Origin of the sequence: Mycobacterium numidiamassiliense, assembly GCF_900157365.1 — a bacterium.
Lineage (GTDB): Bacteria > Actinomycetota > Actinomycetes > Mycobacteriales > Mycobacteriaceae > Mycobacterium > Mycobacterium numidiamassiliense.
Genome location: NZ_FUEZ01000004.1, coordinates 2,198,236 through 2,215,825 on the forward strand (window position 1 = coordinate 2,198,236; position 17,590 = coordinate 2,215,825).

Genomic DNA, 17,590 nt, shown 5'->3' on the forward strand with positions numbered 1-17,590 from the left:
ATGGCCGGATTTTCACTGGCGAAGCGGTCCTTGGACATCACTCGCGAACTGGGCATGGTGGTGCCGCGTGCGGTGGCCGGCCTCAGCGAATCGACCGGCTGGGTCCCGGCGTCGCCGCGCGGCGCACGTCAGTTCGGCGAAGTGATGCTGGATGAGCTTGCGCTGACCGGCTTTTCGCTGCTGGGCGGCAACCTCACCGAGCGGGTGCGGCCGCTGAGTGAGTGTGAACCGGCCGCCAAAGAGATGGCGGAACTGGGTATCGACGGCGCCCACGCCGACCCCGTTCCGCTGCGGGCCACCGCGGTGCAGCGGCGGCGCTTGCCCGGTGTGGCGGGCGGACTGGCCTACGAACGGATGATGTTCGAGCACGACCCCGCACTGCCGAAGACGCTGGAGGCCGAGGGGCTGGGTGGCCCGGCGCGGGCGGTGGTGCACGTGTGCCGGCACACCGACGGGCCGCGGCCGTGGCTGGTCTGGGTGCACGGCGCCGGTCAGGGTGGCACCGAGGATCTGGTGTTGTCCCGGATCGGCCGGATACACCACAAGCTGGGTTTCAACGTCGCGATGCCGGTACAGCCCGGCCACGGCTGCCGGCGCCGCGAGTGGCCGGCCTACCCGGACATGGATCCGCTGGGCAACGTGGCGGGCATGATGCGCTCGGTGTCCGAGGTGCGCGCCGTGGTGCGGTGGGTGCAGCCGCAGGCCACTGCCGTTGTGGTGTGCGGGATTTCGATGGGTACCCCGGTGGCGGCGCTGGTCTCACATCTGGAACGGCAGGTCGACGCGGTCGGGCTGTACACCCCGATCCTGGGGCTCAACGGGATGATCGCGCGACACCTGTCGCGCTTCCGCGGCTCGGACCGGGGCGGATTTCGCGAGCTGCTGGAGTCGCCGGTGGTCGCGCAGCTGACCTCGGTGATCGACCCGCTGGCGGTCGACCCGGCGCCCCCGCCGCAGCACCGGCTCATCGTCGGGGCATGGCACGACCGAATGGCGATGCGCGAACCCACGACCGCGCTGCAGGAGCGCTGGGGCGGCCAACTGTACTGGTACGACGGCAGCCACGTCGGTCACATCTTCTCCCGTCGCGTGCAGCGGGTGTCCGAGCGATTTCTGCGCGCGGCGGCCGACAGCGCAGAGTCGGTCTGATGGCTCCAGATCGGACGGCCCGCGAGGTCGTCGAGTTGTACAACCTGGTCGTGTGGAATAGGCGCGATTTCGCGCTTGCCGAGGAGTTGATCGGCGACACGGTCACGCGGCATGAGGTGGGCGAGACGACTGTGCTCACCCACGAGCAGGCAGTCAATCGAATCATCGATCACTGCGCCATGTTCGAGGCGATCCGATTCGACCTTAACCTGGTGGTTGCCGGTGACGATGGCGAACACGTCGCCATCGTCTACCAGTCCCCGATGACGCTCAAGGATGGCGCAGAAGTTGAGATCGGCAGCATGGAGATCTTCCGCGTCGTCGCCGGGAAGATCACCGAAGTCTGGAATTGTGGCTACAAGCAAGGAGTTTGGACTTGACGAAGACACTTGACGAATTGGGCTACTACCTGCTGGCCGGGGCCGGTGGTGCGGGCCCGGCAACACTCATGGACGAGGCCCGCCGCGGCGAGGAGTTGGGCTTCGGCACCGCATTCATTTCCGAACGCTGGAACGTCAAGGAAGCCTCGTCGCTCTCCGGGGCCGCGTGCGCGGTAACCAATCGCATGCAGATCGCCACCGCCGCAACCAATCACAACACCCGCCACCCACTGATCACCGGATCGTGGGCGACCACCATGCACCGGCTCTCCGGCGGCCGGTTCACGCTCGGCATCGGCCGGGGCATCGCGGCGATCTACGGCGCCTTCGGCATCCCGGCGGTCACGACGGCGCAGATGGAAGACTGGGCCCAAGTGATGCGGCGGCTGTTCCACGGCGAGCTGATCTTCAACCACGACGGCCCAATGGGCAAGTATCCGATCCTGTTTCTCGATCCGGACTTCAACGAAGATATTCGCCTGGCGCTGGTGGCATTTGGGCCCAACACCCTGGAGCTCGGGGGCCGTGCGTTCGACGACGTCATCCTGCACACCTACTTCACGCCGGAGACGTTGCAGCGCTGCGTGAATACCGTCAAGACCGCCGCTGAGAAGGCTGGCCGCGACCCTGACAGCGTACGGGTGTGGTCGTGCTTCGCCACCGTCGGCGACCACCTTCCCGAGCAGTTGCGGCTGAAGAAGACCGTCGCACGGCTGGCCACTTACCTACAGGGCTACGGCGACCTGCTGGTACAGACCAATGGCTGGGATCCCGCTGTGCTGCAACGGTTCCGGGAAGATTCGGTGGTCACGTCCATCGGCGGTGGGATCGATCACAAGGGCACGCCCGAGCAAATCGAACACATCGCGACACTGATTCCCGACGAGTGGCTGGAGCCGTCGGCCACTGGATCGGCCGCGCAGTGCGTGGCGCGCATCCGCAAGGAATTCGATTACGGGGCCGACGCGGTGATCATGCACGGCGCGACGCCCGACGAACTCGAGCCGGTGGTTGCGGAGTATCGGGCGGGTTAGAACCTCGCGCGCATCGGCCCATGGCTTCGAGGGTGCGCTCACGGTTTCGCGTGCGCGTTGACGGCGGCTTTTCGGCATTTTCCCCACCCTGGATGCACACCCGACGCCGTCACCGCACACTCGGTGGGCGAGGTCGAGCTACGGCAGGATGACCGTCCGGCTCACCGGTTCGGCGGCGGCCTGACGGCTGGACAGCGCCCGACGCAGTGACGCGAGCAAGGCATCGCGCGTTTCGCGGGGATCGATCAGCTCGTCGAAGCCCATGTGTTCGGCCGAGCGATAGGACGCCTGCAACTCGGCGTCGCGCAACTTCGCGGTGACGTCTTCGCCGGCATGCGTCGCCCGGCCCAGCGCCGCCGCGCTCATCGCACCCATCGTCGCGCCCGGGTAGGCGAACGTCGCGCTCTGATGATCGAAACCCAGCAGCGACATGACCATCGAGCCGAATCCGTACGCCTTGCGCATCGTGACATGAAGCTTGATCGTGGTGGCCGCGGTCTGGGCGGCGAACATCCGCGCGCCGGCGCGCAGCACCCCGCTGCGCTCGGACCGGCTCCCGGGCAGCATGCCTGGATTGTCCGCGAAGAAGATGAGCGGCAGGTGGAACGAGTCGGCCACCATGATGAAATGCGCCGCCTTGTCCGCGGCGTCGGCGTCGATGGAGCCGGCGAGCACGTTGGGCTGATTCGCGACGATCGCGACGGGGTGTCCACCGAGATGGGCCAGCGCGCAGATGATCGCCTTGCCGTACTGCGGCTGTACTTCGAACCAGTCGGGCCGGTCGAAGACCACATCGAGCACGGCGCGCATGTCGTAGACCCGGCGGTTGTCGCGGGAGACGATGCCGAGCAACTCGGGGGTCGCTCGTGGCTCGCTGTCCTCGTCCGCAGGCAGCGCCGACGGGTACGACCACGCACTGGGCGGGAAGTACGACAGATAGCGGCGGATGTCGGCGATGACGGCTTCGTCGTCGTCGGCGACGTTGTGGATCACCCCGCTGGGCAGCGCGGTGACGGGCCCGCCGAGGTCCTCCTTCGAAATCTCCTCTCCGGTGGACTCTTTGACGACCGGGGGCCCCGCGGTGAAGATCGCGCCCTGCTTGCTCATGATCCGGAAGTCGCACACCGGGGCCACCAATGCGCCGTGCCCGGCCGAGGGACCGAGCACGGCGGCCACGGTCGGTACCCGGCCCGAGCACTGTGCCTGGGCGAGTAGGTCGGTGGGGCTGCGGCCGTAGTGTCCGCCGCCCGGCCGAAAGCCGGCGCCCTCGAGCAGCATCACCAGCGGAATCTTGTCGCGCAGCGCCAGTTCGGCGATGCGGTAGCGCTTGGAGTTGCCGCCCGGCCCGATGCTGCCGGCCAGGGTGGTGAAGTCCTCGGCACCCAGCATCACCGGTGAGCCGTTGATCGAGCCGGAGCCGACGATCAGCGCATCGGCCGCGACCTCGCCACCGACCAGCGTGCCGAATTCGCGGAAGGTTCCCGGGTCGAGGAGGCGTTCGATGCGCGCGCGGGCGTCGAGTTTGCCCTTACCGCGGTGCTTGTCGAGCCGCTCCGGCCCGCCCATGGCCCACGCGTGCTGACGGCGACGGTCGAGGTCCTCGAGCGTCCCCTCCCAATCCGGGGGTTTAGTCATGCTTCTTTCCTACCTCTGCGGGGATACGGTAGCGCGCCTGGACCTGCAGGGTCACATACTGGATTGCTTACTGTAAAGTTACCCGCATGGCTGACGGCCCTCGCCTCAAGATCGACGGGGGCATTCCCAATCAACTGGCGCGCGCGGCGCAGGCCGCCGGCGCTCTGGAGGAGCACGGGTACGACGGGGGCTGGACCCCCGAAACCAGTCACGACCCATTTCTGCCGCTGCTGCTGGCGGCCGAACACACCTCCCGGCTCGAAGTCGGCACCAACATCGCCGTCGCGTTCGCCCGCAACCCGATGATCGTCGCGAACGTCGGCTGGGACCTGCAGGCGTACTCAAAGGGCCGGTTCATTCTCGGCCTGGGCACGCAGATACAGCCCCACATCGAGAAGCGGTTCAGCATGCCGTGGAGCCACCCCGCGCGCCGGATGCGTGAATTCGTCTCGGCGCTGCACGCGATCTGGGCCGCGTGGCAGGACGGCACCAAGCTTCGCTTCGAGGGCGACTTCTACACCCACAAGATCATGACCCCGATGTTCACGCCCGAGCCGCTGTCCTGCTCGTTGCCGAAGGTCTTCATCGCCGCGGTCGGTGAAACCATGACCGAGATGTGTGGCGAGGTCGGCGACGGCCACCTGGGCCACCCCATGGTGTCGAAGCGGTACATCACCGAGGTCACCACGCCGGCGCTACTGCGCGGCCTGGCCCGCGCCGGCCGCACACGCAGCGATCTCGAGTTGTCGGCCGAGGTGCTGGTGGCCACCGGTGAGAACGACGCCGCGCTCGAGACCGCCACCGCCGCTGTGCGCAAGCAGATCGCCTTCTACGGATCCACGCCGGCGTACCGCAAAGTGCTTGAGCTGCATGGCTGGGGCGACCTGCACGACGAATTGAACCGGCTCTCCAAGCAAGGCGAGTGGGACGCCATGGGCTCGCTCATCGACGACGACATGCTGGCGGCTTTCGCCGTCGTCGGTCCGGTCGACACGATCGCCTCGGCCCTGAAGTCTCGTTGCGCCGGCGTCGTCGACCGGGTCCTGCCGATCTTTTTGACCGCCTCCGAGACCTGTGTCAACGCCGCAATGAAGGAGTTTCGCCAGTGAGCACGACGACAACGGACGACGACGCCAGGTTACTGACAGACCCGTTGGCCTACACCGACGAGCGGCGACTGCACGCCGCACTGACCCACCTGCGCGCGACCGCCCCGGTGTCGTGGGTCGATGTGGAAGGCTATCGGCCGTTCTGGGCGATCACCAAGCACGCCGACATCATGGACATCGAGCGCAACAACACGCTCTTCACCAACTGGCCGCGCCCGGTGCTGACGACGGCAGAGGGCGACGAGCTGCAGGCCAACGCGGGTGTGCGCACGCTGATCCACCTGGACGACCCGCAGCACCGGGTGGTACGCGCGATCGGTTCCGATTGGTTTCGTCCGAAGGCCATGCGCGCGTTGAAGGTTCGCGTCGATGAACTGGCCAAGATCTACGTTGACAAGATGATGGCCGCCGCGCCCGAATGCGACTTCGTCCAACATGTGGCGGTCAACTACCCGCTGTACGTGATCATGTCGCTGCTGGGCATCCCGGAAGCCGACTTCCCCCGCATGCTCAAGCTGACCCAGGAGTTGTTCGGCAGCGAGGACAGCGAATTCAAGCGGGGCACCAGCGGCGAGGAACAGCTACCCGCCTTGTTCGACATGTTCGGTTACTTCAACGGCGTGACCGCGGCACGCCGCGAGCATCCGACCGAGGATCTCGCGTCGGCGATCGCCAACGCCCGCGTCGACGGCGAACCCCTGTCGGACATCGACACCGTGTCCTACTACCTGATCGTCGCCACCGCGGGTCACGACACCACCAGTGCGACCATCTCCGGTGGCCTGCACGCACTCGTGGAGAATCCGGACCAGCTCGAACGCCTGCGTGAGAATCCAGACCTGATGCCCTTGGCCACCGAAGAGATGATCCGCTGGGTCACCCCGGTCAAGGAATTCATGCGGACCGCCGCCGAGGACACCACGGTGCGCGGAATACCAATCGCCGCAGGAGATTCCGTGCTGCTGTCCTATGTGTCAGGCAACCGCGACGAGGATATCTTCGACGACCCCTTCCGCTTCGACGTCGGTCGCGAACCCAACAAGCATCTGGCCTTCGGCTACGGTGTGCACTTCTGCATGGGTGCGGCCCTGGCGCGCATGGAGGTCAACAGCTTTTTCTCCGAGCTGCTGCCCAGGCTGAAATCCATTGAACTGACCGGAGATCCGGAACTCATGGCCACGACCTTCGTCGGCGGCCTCAAGCACCTGCCGGTTCGCTACACTTTGGTCTGAGCCGGCTACGGCGTGAGGACGACCGAGCCGGTGGTTTTGCGGCCCTGCAGATCCCGGTGTGCGTCCGCGGCGTGCGCAAGCGGGTAATGCGCACTCACTGTGATGGCAATGGTTCCCGCGGCGATCAGGTTGAGCAACTCGTCTGTCCGCCAAGCAAACTCATCACGGCTACGCACGAAGTGAATCCGCGACGGCCGGGTGAGATATACCGAGCCCGCCGCGTTGAGCCGCTGTGGGTCCATCGGGGGCACCGGTCCCGACGACGCGCCGAACAATGCGAGGGTGCCGCGGACGGCGAGACTGGCCAGGCTGGCGTCGAATGTCGACTTGCCCACCCCGTCATAGACGGCGGCCACCCCCTTGCCGTCGGTCAGCTCGCGGACCTTCGCGCCGAACTCTTGCGGATCGTCTGGATAGTCGAGTACCTCGACCGCGCCGGCTTGACGCGACAAGTCGGCCTTGGCGGGCGTGGAGGCGGTGGTGATGACGCGCGCTCCCAAACTCGTCGCCCACTGGGTGAGGATCAGACCCACTCCGCCCGCACCGGCGTGCAGCAACACCGTGTCCCCGGGCTGTACCGGGTAGACCGATTTGACCAGCAGGTGTGCCGTCATGCCCTTCAACAGCGCCGCGGCGGCGACGTCGGAGCCCACGCCGTCGGGTAACGTCGCGACGAGAGTAGCTGGCGCAACGCAGTATTCGGCGTAGGCGCCGACCGCATCCGCGGACGCTACCCGCTGGCCGACCTGTATTCCGGTCACTTCGTCGCCGACCGCCTCGACGGTGCCGGCCACCTCGGCGCCGAGCACGAAGGGCAACTCGTGCGGATACAGCCCTGTCCGGAAGTAGGTGTCGATGAAATTCACGCCGATCGCCTCGGCCTTGATCAATACCTCACCGGGGCCCGGCGATGGTCGTGAGATCTCAACGTAGGACAACACTTCCGGCCCGCCGAGTTCGGCGACTTCAATTCCATGCATGGCCCCAGTTTGCGGCACCGCCGCCGGCCTGTCGACGCGATTGTGCAGCGGGACACCGGGCGGCGCCCGACGTTGTTCGCGACGACATCGACATGGCCTCACCCATGCGTAAAACTGAGGTGCGGGGGTGACGATTGCGCTCTGCGCTTCTACGTTTAGTGCATGAGTGCGGACAACACGGCTGAGCAGGTGTCGCTAATCGGTGCCGAATTGGCGCGGCGAACCGAACAACTCGGCGCTGCCGTCGCCTCGGCGGTGTGGGCCGAGATCGACTTCTACCAGCATGCCGAGGTGGTCAGCAGCGACGAGCTCATCGAAAGCTGCACCGCCAATGTGCGTTTCATCTTCAGCGGATTGGCCGGCCCGCAGTCGTTCGACACCACCCCGGCGACCGAGACCGGCGAATCGCGCGCGCAGAGCCGGGTTCCGCTGCCGGTGGTGATGGCGGCCTATCGGATCGGGTCGCACCTGATCTGGCAAGCACTCCTGGACATCGTGGAGGCGCACGACAGTATCTCGCGGCACGCATTGCTGGCGGTGACCGAACGCATCTGGGAGGCGCAGGACGTCTACACCAACGCGATGACCCACGGCTACCGTCGGCGCGCGACCCAGCAGGCCGTCGACGACGAGGCCGAACGCGCGGCACTCACCGAAGCTTTGTTTTCCGGCACGGTATCGGCCGGCCACAGTCCCTGGGAAATTGCCGACCTGCTGGGGCTTCCTACGCGGGGGCCCTACGTCGTGGTCGCGGCGCGCACGCCGGAGCTGGGCAAACATGCGCTGTCGGGCATCGTCGACAAGCTACGCAGCCTGGACATCTATTCCGCGTGGCGGCTGCTGCCCGAGCTGCAGATCGGCATCGTGCACCTGCCCTCGGATGCCGCTCGCGCCGGCCTGATCGCGACACTGCGACGCACGAGCAGCCATGGCGCCGGGGTCAGTCCGCGCTTCGATGCGCTGTCGGACATCGGAACCGCGCTTCGATACGCCAGGATCGCGGTCACCGGAACGAGTGCGGACGAACCGGTCGTCGAGTTCGAGGACAGCGTCCTGGGCGTGGCCGCGGTGACCGCTCCCGACGTCAACCTGCGCCTGGCCGACGCGGTGCTCGGTGGCCTGGACGGCGCCGCGGATCGCAACCTGCTATTCCAGACGTTTCGGGTATGGGCGGCGCATCGTGGTTCGATACCCGACGCCGCGGCGGCGCTGTTCTGTCATCCCAACACCGTTCGGCACCGGTTACGCCGGATCGAGGAACACACCGGCCGATCGATCGGCGTTCCACTCGAACTCGCCGAGTTGTGTCTGGCCTTCGAAATCGATTCCAGGCTGCGCTGAGCACTGGCTTTTCATTGAGCGGCCCGTTTATCGGGTTGTCGATACACTCCCCGTGGAGGTCAGATCGACATGACGTCTAAGACGATCGTCATCACGGGTGCCAGCGATGGCATCGGCGCGGCGGCGGCGCGCCGGCTGAGCCGTGGCGGCGACAAGGTCGTCGTGGTGGGCCGCTCGCAAGACAAGACCATCGCGGTCGCCGAGGAGTTAGGCGCGGATTACTTCATCGCCGACTTCGCCGACCTGTCTGCGGTGCGCGCCCTGGCGGACAAGATTCGTTCCGAGTACCCGCGCATCGACGTATTGGCCAACAACGCGGGCGGCCTGGTCAGCAAACCGCAGACCACCGTCGACGGCCTCGAAAGGACGTATCAGGTCAACTACCTGGCCCCGTTTCTGCTCACCACCCAACTGCTCGATGTCCTCGTCGAATCCCGTGCCACCGTGGTGAACACAACCAGCTCGTCGCACAAATTGCTTCGCGGAGTCACCGTCGACGCCTTGGAGGACACCGCCCGCCGCCGCCCCGCGATCGCCTATGCGCTCACCAAGATGGCAATCGTGTTGTTCACCAGGGAATTACACCAGCGCTACGCTGCCAGTGGACTTGCTGCCGCAACATTTCACCCCGGCAACGTCAACTCCAACATCGGCAAGTCCTCCGGATCGCGCTTCCTTGTCTTCATGCAGAAGTACACGCCGACAGTGCTGTTCACCGCGAGCGCAGATGAAGGAGCCGGCCAGCTCGTGTGGCTCGCGTCCAGCACGCCCGGTGTCGACTGGACTTCCGGCGAGTACTACTCGAAGCACCGGATCGCAAAATCCCATCGTGCCGCCTACGATCCCCGCCTCGCCAGCGAGCTCTGGGATCGCACCCTGGCCAGGATCACATAGCATTCGCGACGCTGCGTCCGGCGATCACCTGGCACAAAGTGTCCAATGGACTGCCCAATCGGGACCAAGGGCCCTTTAAGGCATCACGTAGGTGCATAGGCTCAAAAGGGACACTGTCCCGCGAGCATGATCCGGAGATGTACCGCATGCACCACAACAGTCGCTCGAATTTCGCCACACATCAAATGGTCAACTTATCCATCGACGAGCGTCGCGGAAAGATGTACGCTACGGCCGAGTTACAATGGGGCAGTTCATATTTGGCGGGGCAGGGCGTGGCTTATCGTCATCCATCCGACACGTTGTTGCGCGAAACCGCGGAGCTGGCGGCGGCTCGGGCGTTGTCGGATCTGGCCAATCAAGTGACCGCGCTGTGCCGCGTTAGGAGCTGACGCGGCCAGCCGGCCCGTCGACGACGCCGTAGGCCACATTCAGGACTAAAATCGCGCTCGTGATTGGTGTTCATCAGCTGATCGGGTCCGCGCAGTGAGTGCCGCGATTGCCTTGGTGACGGGCGGAGCGTCGGGTATCGGGTGCGAAGTCGCCGGAAGGCTGCGCGAGGCGGGTCACGACGTCGTGGTGTGGGACCTTTCGGGAGGTGATATCGCCTGCGACATCAGCGATCCTGACGCGGTGTCGGCGGCCATGGAGCAGACTGTGCGCGAGCGCGGTGTGCCCATCCGGGTGGTGGCTTGCGCGGGAGTCGGCGCGTCGGGCATGCTGCTGGACCAGTCACCCGTGCAATGGGGAAAAGTGTTGGGGGTTAACCTGACCGGCACCTGGCTGACTCTTCGCGCGGCAGCCCAAGCCATGATCGACGCGGCAGTGGGTGGTTCGATGGTGGCCGTTTCCAGCATCAGCGGCATCATCGCCGATCGGGATATGGGTGCTTACTGTGTGTCGAAGGCTGGGGTGGACATGCTGGTGAAGGTCGCCGCAGTGGAGTGGGGGACTCATGGCATCCGGGTAAACGCGGTGGGACCCGGCGTCACCCGAACGCCGATGCTGCCCAACCCCGAACGCCTGCCCGGCTGGGTCGAAGGCCTGTCCGAACGGACGGCGCTGGGTGGCCTGGGCGAGGCCACCGACGTGGCTGGGGCGATCGTCGGTGTGCTCGAATTACCTTGGGTGACAGGCCAGATCGTGCACGCCGACGGTGGGCTGGCCCTGCATAGTCCGATCGATGCGTACGGTCAACTCCAACGGGTGATGAAGAAGGGTGACCGCAGATGACCTCGTTCGGCGGTGACTCACTCGATCCCGAAATCGATGATGCCCCTGACGATTTTGCCGTTCCGGAGGTCGTCGTAGGCATCATTGACGTCGTCGAGACGGTAGCGCCGGGTGATCATCTCGTCGAGCAGGAGCTGCCCGGTCTGGTAGAGCCTGGCCAGCCGGAAAATATCCGCCTTCGGGTTGCACGAGCCGAAGACGGTGCCGGCCAGCGACTTATTCATCAGGATGAAGTCCTGCAGATCGATCTTGACTGAGCTGGTCAACTGCGAGGTCATGCCGGTGAGCACACAGGTGCCGCCCTTGCGGGTGAGCTTCAGTGCATCGCGGACGTCGTCGGGTTTGATCAGGGACGGCGACACCACCACTGCGTCGGCCATGACGCCGTAGGTCAGCTCGCGCACCAGCTCCAGCGCGTCGGCCGCGGTCGCCGCGGTGTGCGTGGCACCGAACTGCAGGGCCGACTTCTGTTTGAACTCCACCGGATCGACGGCAACGATCTGCGCGGCGCCGCCGACCCGGGCGCCCTGGATCGCGCCCGTGCCGATGCCGCCGACGCCGACCACCACGACGGTGTCGCCCACCCGCATGCCGGATCGGTTGGCGACCGATCCAAAGCCGGTCGGAATCGCGCAGGACAGCAGTGCGCTAGGTGCCAGCGGCAGGTGTGGCTCGATCTTGACGAGGGAATTTGTTGACACCACAGTGTGTTTGGCGAAGGCGCCGACCTTGGCTATGTGGCCAAGCGGTTTGCCATCGGCGGTGTGATGGCGGAAGGTGCCGTCGGTCGGCATGCCGGGCGTCATGACGCTGGCACCCATGTCGCAGATGTACTCCATGCCGCTCGCACACCAGCGGCACTGACCGCACACCGCGACGAACGACATCACCACGTGGTCGCCCGGCGCGAATTCGGTTACGCCGTTGCCGACTTCGCGTACTGTTCCAGAGCCCTCGTGGCCGCCGATGGTCGGGAACATGGTCGGCAGCCCGAGTTTCCGGAGCATCTCGTTGGGCGCGGCCATGTCGCCTTTGAGGATGTGGTCGTCGGAGTGGCACAGCCCGGCGGCGGCCATCTCGACGAGGACTTCGCCCGCCTGCGGCGGATCGAGTTCGAACTCCTCGACGGACCATGGCCCGCCGACGTCATGCAGGATGGCTGCGCGGCTTTTCATGCGGCCGGGGTGAACGTGACGGGAAGTTTGTTGGGGGAGCGGAAGGTGAGGCCGACGATCCTGGCGTCGTCACCGCTTCCGTCGTCGGGAACAAAAGCCAGATCGGTGACACGGTCCAGCAAGCTGTTCAGCATCACCTGGGTTTCGAGCCGCGCCAGGTGCATTCCGAGGCACATGTGAATGCCGCCGGCAAAGGCGATATGCGCTTGCCGGGGCCGGCGGATGTCGAACTTGTTGGAGTCGGGCCACCGGCTTTCGTCGCGGTTGGCCGAGCCCATGCACATGTCGACCTGCGCCTCGGCCGGGATTGTCTTGCCACCGATTTCGACTTCCTTGGTGGTGGTCCGCATGACCATGGTGAGCGGAGTCTCCACCCGCAGACCCTCTTCGATCGCGCTCGGAATCAGCGACCGGTCCTGGTCGACCATCGCGAGTTGGTCGGGGTGGGTCAGCAACAGATACAGCAGGTTGCCCGACGAACGGTACGTGGTTTCCAGTCCGGCGGGTAGCAGCAGGCGCAGGAACGCGATGATCGCTTCGTCGGTGAGCTTTTCGCCGTCGATCTCGGCGGCCACCAGGTCGCCGATGATGTCGTCGGTGGCTTTGCGGCGCCGCTGCTCGACCTGATTGAGGAAGTAACCGTGCAGCTCGTTGGCGGCGTTCAGCCCCGCGACGATGTCGGTGGGGATGGAGATGAGGTCGAGCGACAGTCGGCGGAACATGTCGAGGTCCTCAGGGGGAAGACCAAGGAGTACGGAGATGATCCGGGTGGGAAATTCGAACGTCAGCGCCTTCACCAGGTCGGCGTGACCCTGGTATTTGATTTCGTCGATCAGCTCATTGCAGACCGGCGCGATGACCGAGGGCTCCCAGCGTTCCAGTGCCGTGGCGCGAAAGGCCTTGGCCACCAAGCTGCGATGGTCGTGGTGCTCCTTGCCGCCCATCGCCAAAATGGTGTGGCCCATGACCAATCCGATGGTCTTGTCGTAGGCGGCCGAGGTGAAGGTCTTGTCGTCGCGGAAACCCTGAAACACACCGTCGTAGCCGAACAGCACCCACTCGTCGTTCGGCCGCAACTCCTCCGGCAGCTGTGATTGATCCATGTAGGTGCCGTGCCACACCGGATCGGTTCGCCTCATGTACTCGAAATACGGATAGGGACTGGATTCACCAGTGGTGTCCAAGACGACGGGATCGGTGCCGAGCGTCATCAGCCTCCTCCTGAGCAGCCGGTATGGCGGATAGATGCAGCGGGATTGTCGCTATCATAGTATAAATAGCAACGAAGCCCAATGACTTGTCATGGTTACCGTAACGGGCTCAGGATGAATGCGGGAGTGTCCAGGAGGCGGTGATTCCCAGGTGCCTACGCGACGATTCGTGTGCTCCCTCGACGACCTGCCGCCCGGTGGGATGAAGCTGGTCGACGTCGGGAAGTTCGGCGTGGGCGTGTACAACGTGCACGGCGCGCTGTACGCGATCGTGAACTACTGCTCGCACGAGGGCGCCCCGCTGTGCCTGGGGCTGATCGGCGGCACCAACGAATCGGCTCCCGAATCGCCCGACCGGATGCGCCGGGTGCGTGACGGGCAGATCGTGCGATGCCCTTGGCACAACTGGGAATTCGATGTCACCACGGGTCAAAACCTTGCCGACCCGCGACGTCGCGTCCGCACCTACCACGTCGATGTCAGCGACGGAGAGGTGTACCTGACCGCATGAACCCCATGATTATCGACGCGAACGTACAGCCGCACTTCCGCTACAACGCCGAGATCAGGCGCTACCTGCCCGACTCCCACCGACTGCGGGCGATCCCCGACGTCGAGCGGCAGTGGTATCAAGCACCCGGCGGCGACTACCGCCAAGACCTCTACGGACAGCACTATCCGGGCTCGGATCCCGAGACCGTCAGCCGTCATCTGTTCGACGAGGCCGGCGTGGACTACGCGATCCTGAACCCGTTGACCCGCGGCAACATCGCCGACTACTTGCTCAACAGCAGAATCTGCGCCGCGGTCAACGATTGGCTGCTCGACCGCTGGCTCGAGCCCGACACCACCGGCCGATACGCGGACCGGTTTCTAGGCACCATCCGGGTCAATCCCGAAGACCCCAGGGGCGCCGTCGCGGAGATCGAACGCCTGGCCGGACACCCGAAGCTGGTGCAAGTCGGTGTTCCGATGCAGTCGCGCGAGCCGTACGGCAAGCCGATGTTCGAACCCATCTGGGAGGCCGCCGCCGCCCACGGTCTACCGGTCGCGGTGCACATCAACGGCGGCAACGGTGTCGACTATGCCCCCACGTTCGCCGGGCACGCGCACACCTATCCCGGCTATGCGGCGTTCATGCCGCTGAACTACTTCGTGCATCTGGCCACGCTGATCGTCGAGGGCGTGTTCGGCCGGCTGCCCGACTTGAGGTTCGTCTTCGCCGACGGTGGCTACGACATCCTCACCCCGCTGATGTGGCGGCTCGACACCTTTTGGCTGTCGATGCGCGACCAGACGCCATGGGTCGACCGCTATCCGAGTGAATACCTGCCCGGTCATGTCCGGTTCTGTTCGTCGGCGTTCGACGGGGCGCCCGAGCCGGGCCACACGCAGCGCTGGATGGAGTTCACCGGCAAATCCGACCTGTTGATGTACGGATCGAGCTATCCCCACTGGTCCGCCTCAAGGCCGGAGGCGGCCGCCGAGGGCCTCGATCCCGTCCAGCGCGACAAGGTGTTGTGGCGAAACGCCAGTGAGCTTTACGGGCTTGAAGCAAAGGAGCGAGCGCAATGACCACGATCGAACGGCTGGAATCGCAGACTGGCCAGGAAGACGAAATCGCGGTGAGCATCGTCGACACCGATGTGCACCCGGTGCCTCTTAAGCCGGAGGTGCTCAAGTCCTACGCGCCGGCCGAATGGGTGGACAAGATCTGGGCGACCGGAAATGAGGCCAGCCCGGTGTCGTACTTCTACGACACCCCGGATTCCTACAAGACGAACTCGGTGCGGATGGACTCCGCGCCGCCCAATGGTGGATTCGCCGGCAGCGACCCGGATTTCGCCGCCAAGCAACTGCTTCTCGATGCCGGTGTCAGCATCGCGACGCTGGAGCCCATGTGCGACGCGCAGCTACCGCAGGCCGAGCACGTGCTGAAGTCCACCTACAACGACTGGCTGGCCGACGTGTGGCTGGACAAGCACAACGCACACGGTCGCTGGCGCGGGTCGATCAGCGTCAGCGCCCAGACTCCGGAGCTGGCCGCCCGCGAAGTCGAGCGATGGGCGGGCCATCCCTACATGGCCCAGGTGCTGATGACACCGCAGACCCGCGGAATCCCGTTCGGCAACCCACATTTCGACCCCCTCTACGAAGCGGCCTCGCGAAACGGCCTCCCGGTCGCCACGCATCTGATGGGTCAGACCCCGTTCGAGCTGATTCCGATCTACCCGGTCGGCAACCCCGCGCACTGGCACGACTTCTTCGCGTCCTGGCCGCTGCTGTACGTGTCGCATCTGATGAGCCTGGTGTTCGACGGCGCATTCGACCGGCACCCCAACCTGCGGGTGGTGTTCGTCGAGGGTGGCTTCACCTGGGCGATGCCCGTCATGACGCGGATGGACCGAATCTGGGAAGCCCGCCGCGGGGACCTGCCGCAGGTGCGTCGCCGTCCGTCGGACTACGTGCGTGAGCATGTCAGGTTCACCACCCAGCCACTCGAGGACGCCGACACCATGGGCTTCCGCGAGTACCTGGAGATGATGGATCTGGGGGACAACCTCATGTTCTCGACGGACTATCCGCACTGGAGCTACGACTCGCCCTCGTACGCGGTCAACCGGTTCCCCGCCGACCAGCGCGAGCGGATCATGCGCGGTAACGCGACGGCGTTATACGGCCTGCCGCCGACCGTCAAAGCACTCCCCGGTGAGCGGCCTGACACCGCCGGAAGCTGAGCCGGCGCAGCCCGGGCTTATTGCCGGGCTGACGGCTCTGATCAGGGAGTATGACCAGAGGTGGTTAGCGCTGGACATCGCCGGTGTGGCTGGCCTCTGGGAACGCGAGACCCCGCAGCCGATCTACATCGGTGACGAATATCCGACGCCGCTCATCGGTGCCGAAGCGTTGGACCGGCACTGGGGCCGGCTGGCAGGCCGGCTCACGCGCGCGTTGGTGTTCTCGCAGCTGTGGTCCGCCGAAGTACTCGCCGGTGGATTCGCGCGCTGCGTCCTGCTGAGCCGATGGAGTTTCACCGGCGCAGGCTCCGATATCGCCCACTCGGGGGCCAGCTGGATCACCTGGCTACTGCGACTTCGCGGCAATAGGTACCTCATCGTTCACCACATGGAATCGCAGGTCTACCTTGGAGATGGTTTTGGACCTGGTGACCCGCCTGGCCCCGACGCCCATGCTGTGCCATAAGCCCGGAAGTTGAGAGGTATGACTCAAACGAATCTGATACGGCCGCAAAGCCTTAACCGGCTCGACCCGGTGCTGCGGGAGGCGGCGAGCGAGCTGGGGGTCGTCGAGTTCCGGGCCGAATCGCTGCCCGCCGAGCGGGAACGGGCCAACAAGGCCGCCGCCGAACGGGCCGCAGCGGCCAACACCGAAGGTGTCGACATCGAGTCGCTGTCCATCGCCGGCCCGGAGGGTGGCCAGTTGGCTCTTCGGTTGTATCGCGGTCGCGTCGAGAGCACTTCGGGGGCGCCGGTGGCCTTGTATGCCCACGGCGGCGCTTTCGTGACCGGAAACCTGGACACCGACCATGCGCAGTGCGTCGAGCTGGCCCGCGCGGCGGGCTGCCTGATCGTCTCGGTCGATTACCGGCTGGCTCCCGAAAACCCGTGTCCGGCGCCCTTGCAGGATCTTGATGCGGCGTTGCGCTATGTCATCGACAACAGCGCCAAGCTGGACGCGGATCCGTCGCGCATCGCGGTGATGGGCAGGGATGCCGGTGCCGCGCTGGTCGCCGGCCTGGCTCAGCGCACGTTCGACAACGAGGGCCCGCAGATTCTCATGCAGATCCTGCACCAGCCGATGCTCGACTGCGATGCGACGCCGTCGCGGCGTGAGTTCCAGCGCACACCCGGACTCAACGGTCCCGCCGTCAGTCGCGCATGGAGCCACTACCTCGGCCCGGACAGCGTTGGCGGTCAACATGTTCCGGCGCACCGGGCGAATCTGGAGGGGCTCCCTCCGACGTTCATGAGCTGCTCGGAGATCGACCCGTGCCGCGATGAGGCGATCGCCTACGCCAACCGGCTGCTGCATGCCTTCGTCCACACCGAATTGCACGTCATCGCAGCCACATTCAACGGCTTCGATGCGATCGTACCGGATTGGGTTGTCTCGCAAGAGAACCTGGCTCTGCATGCGATGTCGCTGCGCCGCGTGTTCGCGATGTAGCAACGGATGATCACCTACCCCATGCCCAG

18 protein-coding genes are annotated in these 17,590 nt (G+C 65.5%); 14 read left to right on the top strand and 4 right to left on the bottom strand.

The window, feature by feature from the left end; all coding sequences use genetic code 11:
- From MNAB215_RS19010 to MNAB215_RS19020, 3 genes are read left to right on the top strand one after another with little or no spacing between them, the layout of a single operon-like run.
- Entirely contained in the window at positions 1–1,149 is a 1,149-nt protein-coding gene (locus MNAB215_RS19010; RefSeq protein WP_077080190.1) for a PHB depolymerase family esterase, read from the top strand.
- The gene (locus MNAB215_RS19015) at positions 1,149–1,529 is read left to right on the top strand and encodes a nuclear transport factor 2 family protein (RefSeq protein WP_077080191.1); all 381 of its coding nucleotides are present in this window, start codon (positions 1,149–1,151) and stop codon (positions 1,527–1,529) included. Before MNAB215_RS19010 ends, MNAB215_RS19015 begins: the two co-directional genes overlap by 1 nt.
- Complete coding sequence (locus MNAB215_RS19020) at positions 1,493–2,563, top strand: TIGR03857 family LLM class F420-dependent oxidoreductase (protein ID WP_077080192.1); 1,071 nt, start codon at positions 1,493–1,495, stop codon at positions 2,561–2,563. Before MNAB215_RS19015 ends, MNAB215_RS19020 begins: the two co-directional genes overlap by 37 nt.
- A 138-nt stretch (positions 2,564–2,701) precedes the next feature.
- On the opposite strand, the gene MNAB215_RS19025 is transcribed toward MNAB215_RS19020, so the two are convergent.
- Positions 2,702–4,198: an acyl-CoA carboxylase subunit beta gene (locus MNAB215_RS19025; RefSeq protein ID WP_077080193.1), complete on the bottom strand. Its 1,497-nt coding sequence runs from the start codon at positions 4,196–4,198 to the stop codon at positions 2,702–2,704.
- Positions 4,199–4,284: 86 nt separating this feature from the next.
- Here MNAB215_RS19025 and MNAB215_RS19030 point away from each other — a divergent pair, with 86 nt between their 5' ends.
- Positions 4,285–5,307 (top strand): LLM class F420-dependent oxidoreductase, encoded by a 1,023-nt coding sequence (locus MNAB215_RS19030; RefSeq protein ID WP_077080194.1) that lies wholly within the window; start codon positions 4,285–4,287, stop codon positions 5,305–5,307.
- On the top strand, positions 5,304–6,539 hold the full coding sequence (locus MNAB215_RS19035) for a cytochrome P450 (RefSeq protein ID WP_077080195.1): 1,236 nt from the start codon (positions 5,304–5,306) through the stop codon (positions 6,537–6,539). The genes MNAB215_RS19030 and MNAB215_RS19035 overlap by 4 nt, the downstream gene beginning before the upstream one ends.
- A gap of 5 nt (positions 6,540–6,544) precedes the next feature.
- Here the strand turns inward: MNAB215_RS19035 and MNAB215_RS19040 are convergent, their stop codons facing one another.
- Positions 6,545–7,519: a quinone oxidoreductase family protein gene (locus tag MNAB215_RS19040; RefSeq protein WP_077080196.1), complete on the bottom strand. Its 975-nt coding sequence runs from the start codon at positions 7,517–7,519 to the stop codon at positions 6,545–6,547.
- Between the two features lie 162 nt (positions 7,520–7,681).
- Between MNAB215_RS19040 and MNAB215_RS19045 the strand changes: the two genes are divergently transcribed.
- The 4 genes from MNAB215_RS19045 (at position 7,682) to MNAB215_RS19060 (ending at position 10,987) form a co-directional block, all read left to right on the top strand.
- Positions 7,682–8,860, top strand: a complete 1,179-nt coding sequence (locus MNAB215_RS19045; protein WP_077080197.1) for a PucR family transcriptional regulator — start codon at positions 7,682–7,684, stop codon at positions 8,858–8,860.
- Positions 8,861–8,929: 69 nt separating this feature from the next.
- Positions 8,930–9,754: an SDR family NAD(P)-dependent oxidoreductase gene (locus MNAB215_RS19050; RefSeq protein WP_077080198.1), complete on the top strand. Its 825-nt coding sequence runs from the start codon at positions 8,930–8,932 to the stop codon at positions 9,752–9,754.
- Between the two features lie 137 nt (positions 9,755–9,891).
- Positions 9,892–10,146: a dsRBD fold-containing protein gene (locus MNAB215_RS19055; RefSeq protein ID WP_077080199.1), complete on the top strand. Its 255-nt coding sequence runs from the start codon at positions 9,892–9,894 to the stop codon at positions 10,144–10,146.
- A 94-nt stretch (positions 10,147–10,240) separates the two neighbouring features.
- Positions 10,241–10,987 (top strand): SDR family NAD(P)-dependent oxidoreductase, encoded by a 747-nt coding sequence (locus MNAB215_RS19060; RefSeq protein ID WP_245830352.1) that lies wholly within the window; start codon positions 10,241–10,243, stop codon positions 10,985–10,987.
- 17 nt (positions 10,988–11,004) lie between these two features.
- On the opposite strand, the gene MNAB215_RS19065 is transcribed toward MNAB215_RS19060, so the two are convergent.
- Both MNAB215_RS19065 and MNAB215_RS19070 read right to left on the bottom strand, forming a co-directional pair.
- Entirely contained in the window at positions 11,005–12,162 is a 1,158-nt protein-coding gene (locus MNAB215_RS19065; protein ID WP_077080200.1) for a Zn-dependent alcohol dehydrogenase, read from the bottom strand.
- Complete coding sequence (locus MNAB215_RS19070; RefSeq protein WP_077080201.1) at positions 12,159–13,373, bottom strand: cytochrome P450; 1,215 nt, start codon at positions 13,371–13,373, stop codon at positions 12,159–12,161. Before MNAB215_RS19070 ends, MNAB215_RS19065 begins: the two co-directional genes overlap by 4 nt.
- Positions 13,374–13,542: 169 nt before the next feature.
- Here MNAB215_RS19070 and MNAB215_RS19075 point away from each other — a divergent pair, with 169 nt between their 5' ends.
- Genes MNAB215_RS19075 through MNAB215_RS19095 form a run of 5 tightly spaced genes read left to right on the top strand, consistent with a single transcriptional unit; the run spans position 13,543 to position 17,561 of the window.
- Complete coding sequence (locus MNAB215_RS19075; protein WP_245830353.1) at positions 13,543–13,884, top strand: Rieske (2Fe-2S) protein; 342 nt, start codon at positions 13,543–13,545, stop codon at positions 13,882–13,884.
- Between the two features lie 5 nt (positions 13,885–13,889).
- Positions 13,890–14,948, top strand: a complete 1,059-nt coding sequence (locus MNAB215_RS19080; protein ID WP_077082150.1) for an amidohydrolase family protein — start codon at positions 13,890–13,892, stop codon at positions 14,946–14,948.
- Positions 14,945–16,111: an amidohydrolase family protein gene (locus tag MNAB215_RS19085; RefSeq protein WP_077080203.1), complete on the top strand. Its 1,167-nt coding sequence runs from the start codon at positions 14,945–14,947 to the stop codon at positions 16,109–16,111. The genes MNAB215_RS19080 and MNAB215_RS19085 overlap by 4 nt, the downstream gene beginning before the upstream one ends.
- On the top strand, positions 16,083–16,577 hold the full coding sequence (locus MNAB215_RS19090) for a hypothetical protein (RefSeq protein WP_245830354.1): 495 nt from the start codon (positions 16,083–16,085) through the stop codon (positions 16,575–16,577). Before MNAB215_RS19085 ends, MNAB215_RS19090 begins: the two co-directional genes overlap by 29 nt.
- Before the next feature lie 18 nt (positions 16,578–16,595).
- Positions 16,596–17,561 (top strand): alpha/beta hydrolase, encoded by a 966-nt coding sequence (locus MNAB215_RS19095; protein WP_077080204.1) that lies wholly within the window; start codon positions 16,596–16,598, stop codon positions 17,559–17,561.
- Positions 17,562–17,590: the final 29 nt, after the last annotated feature.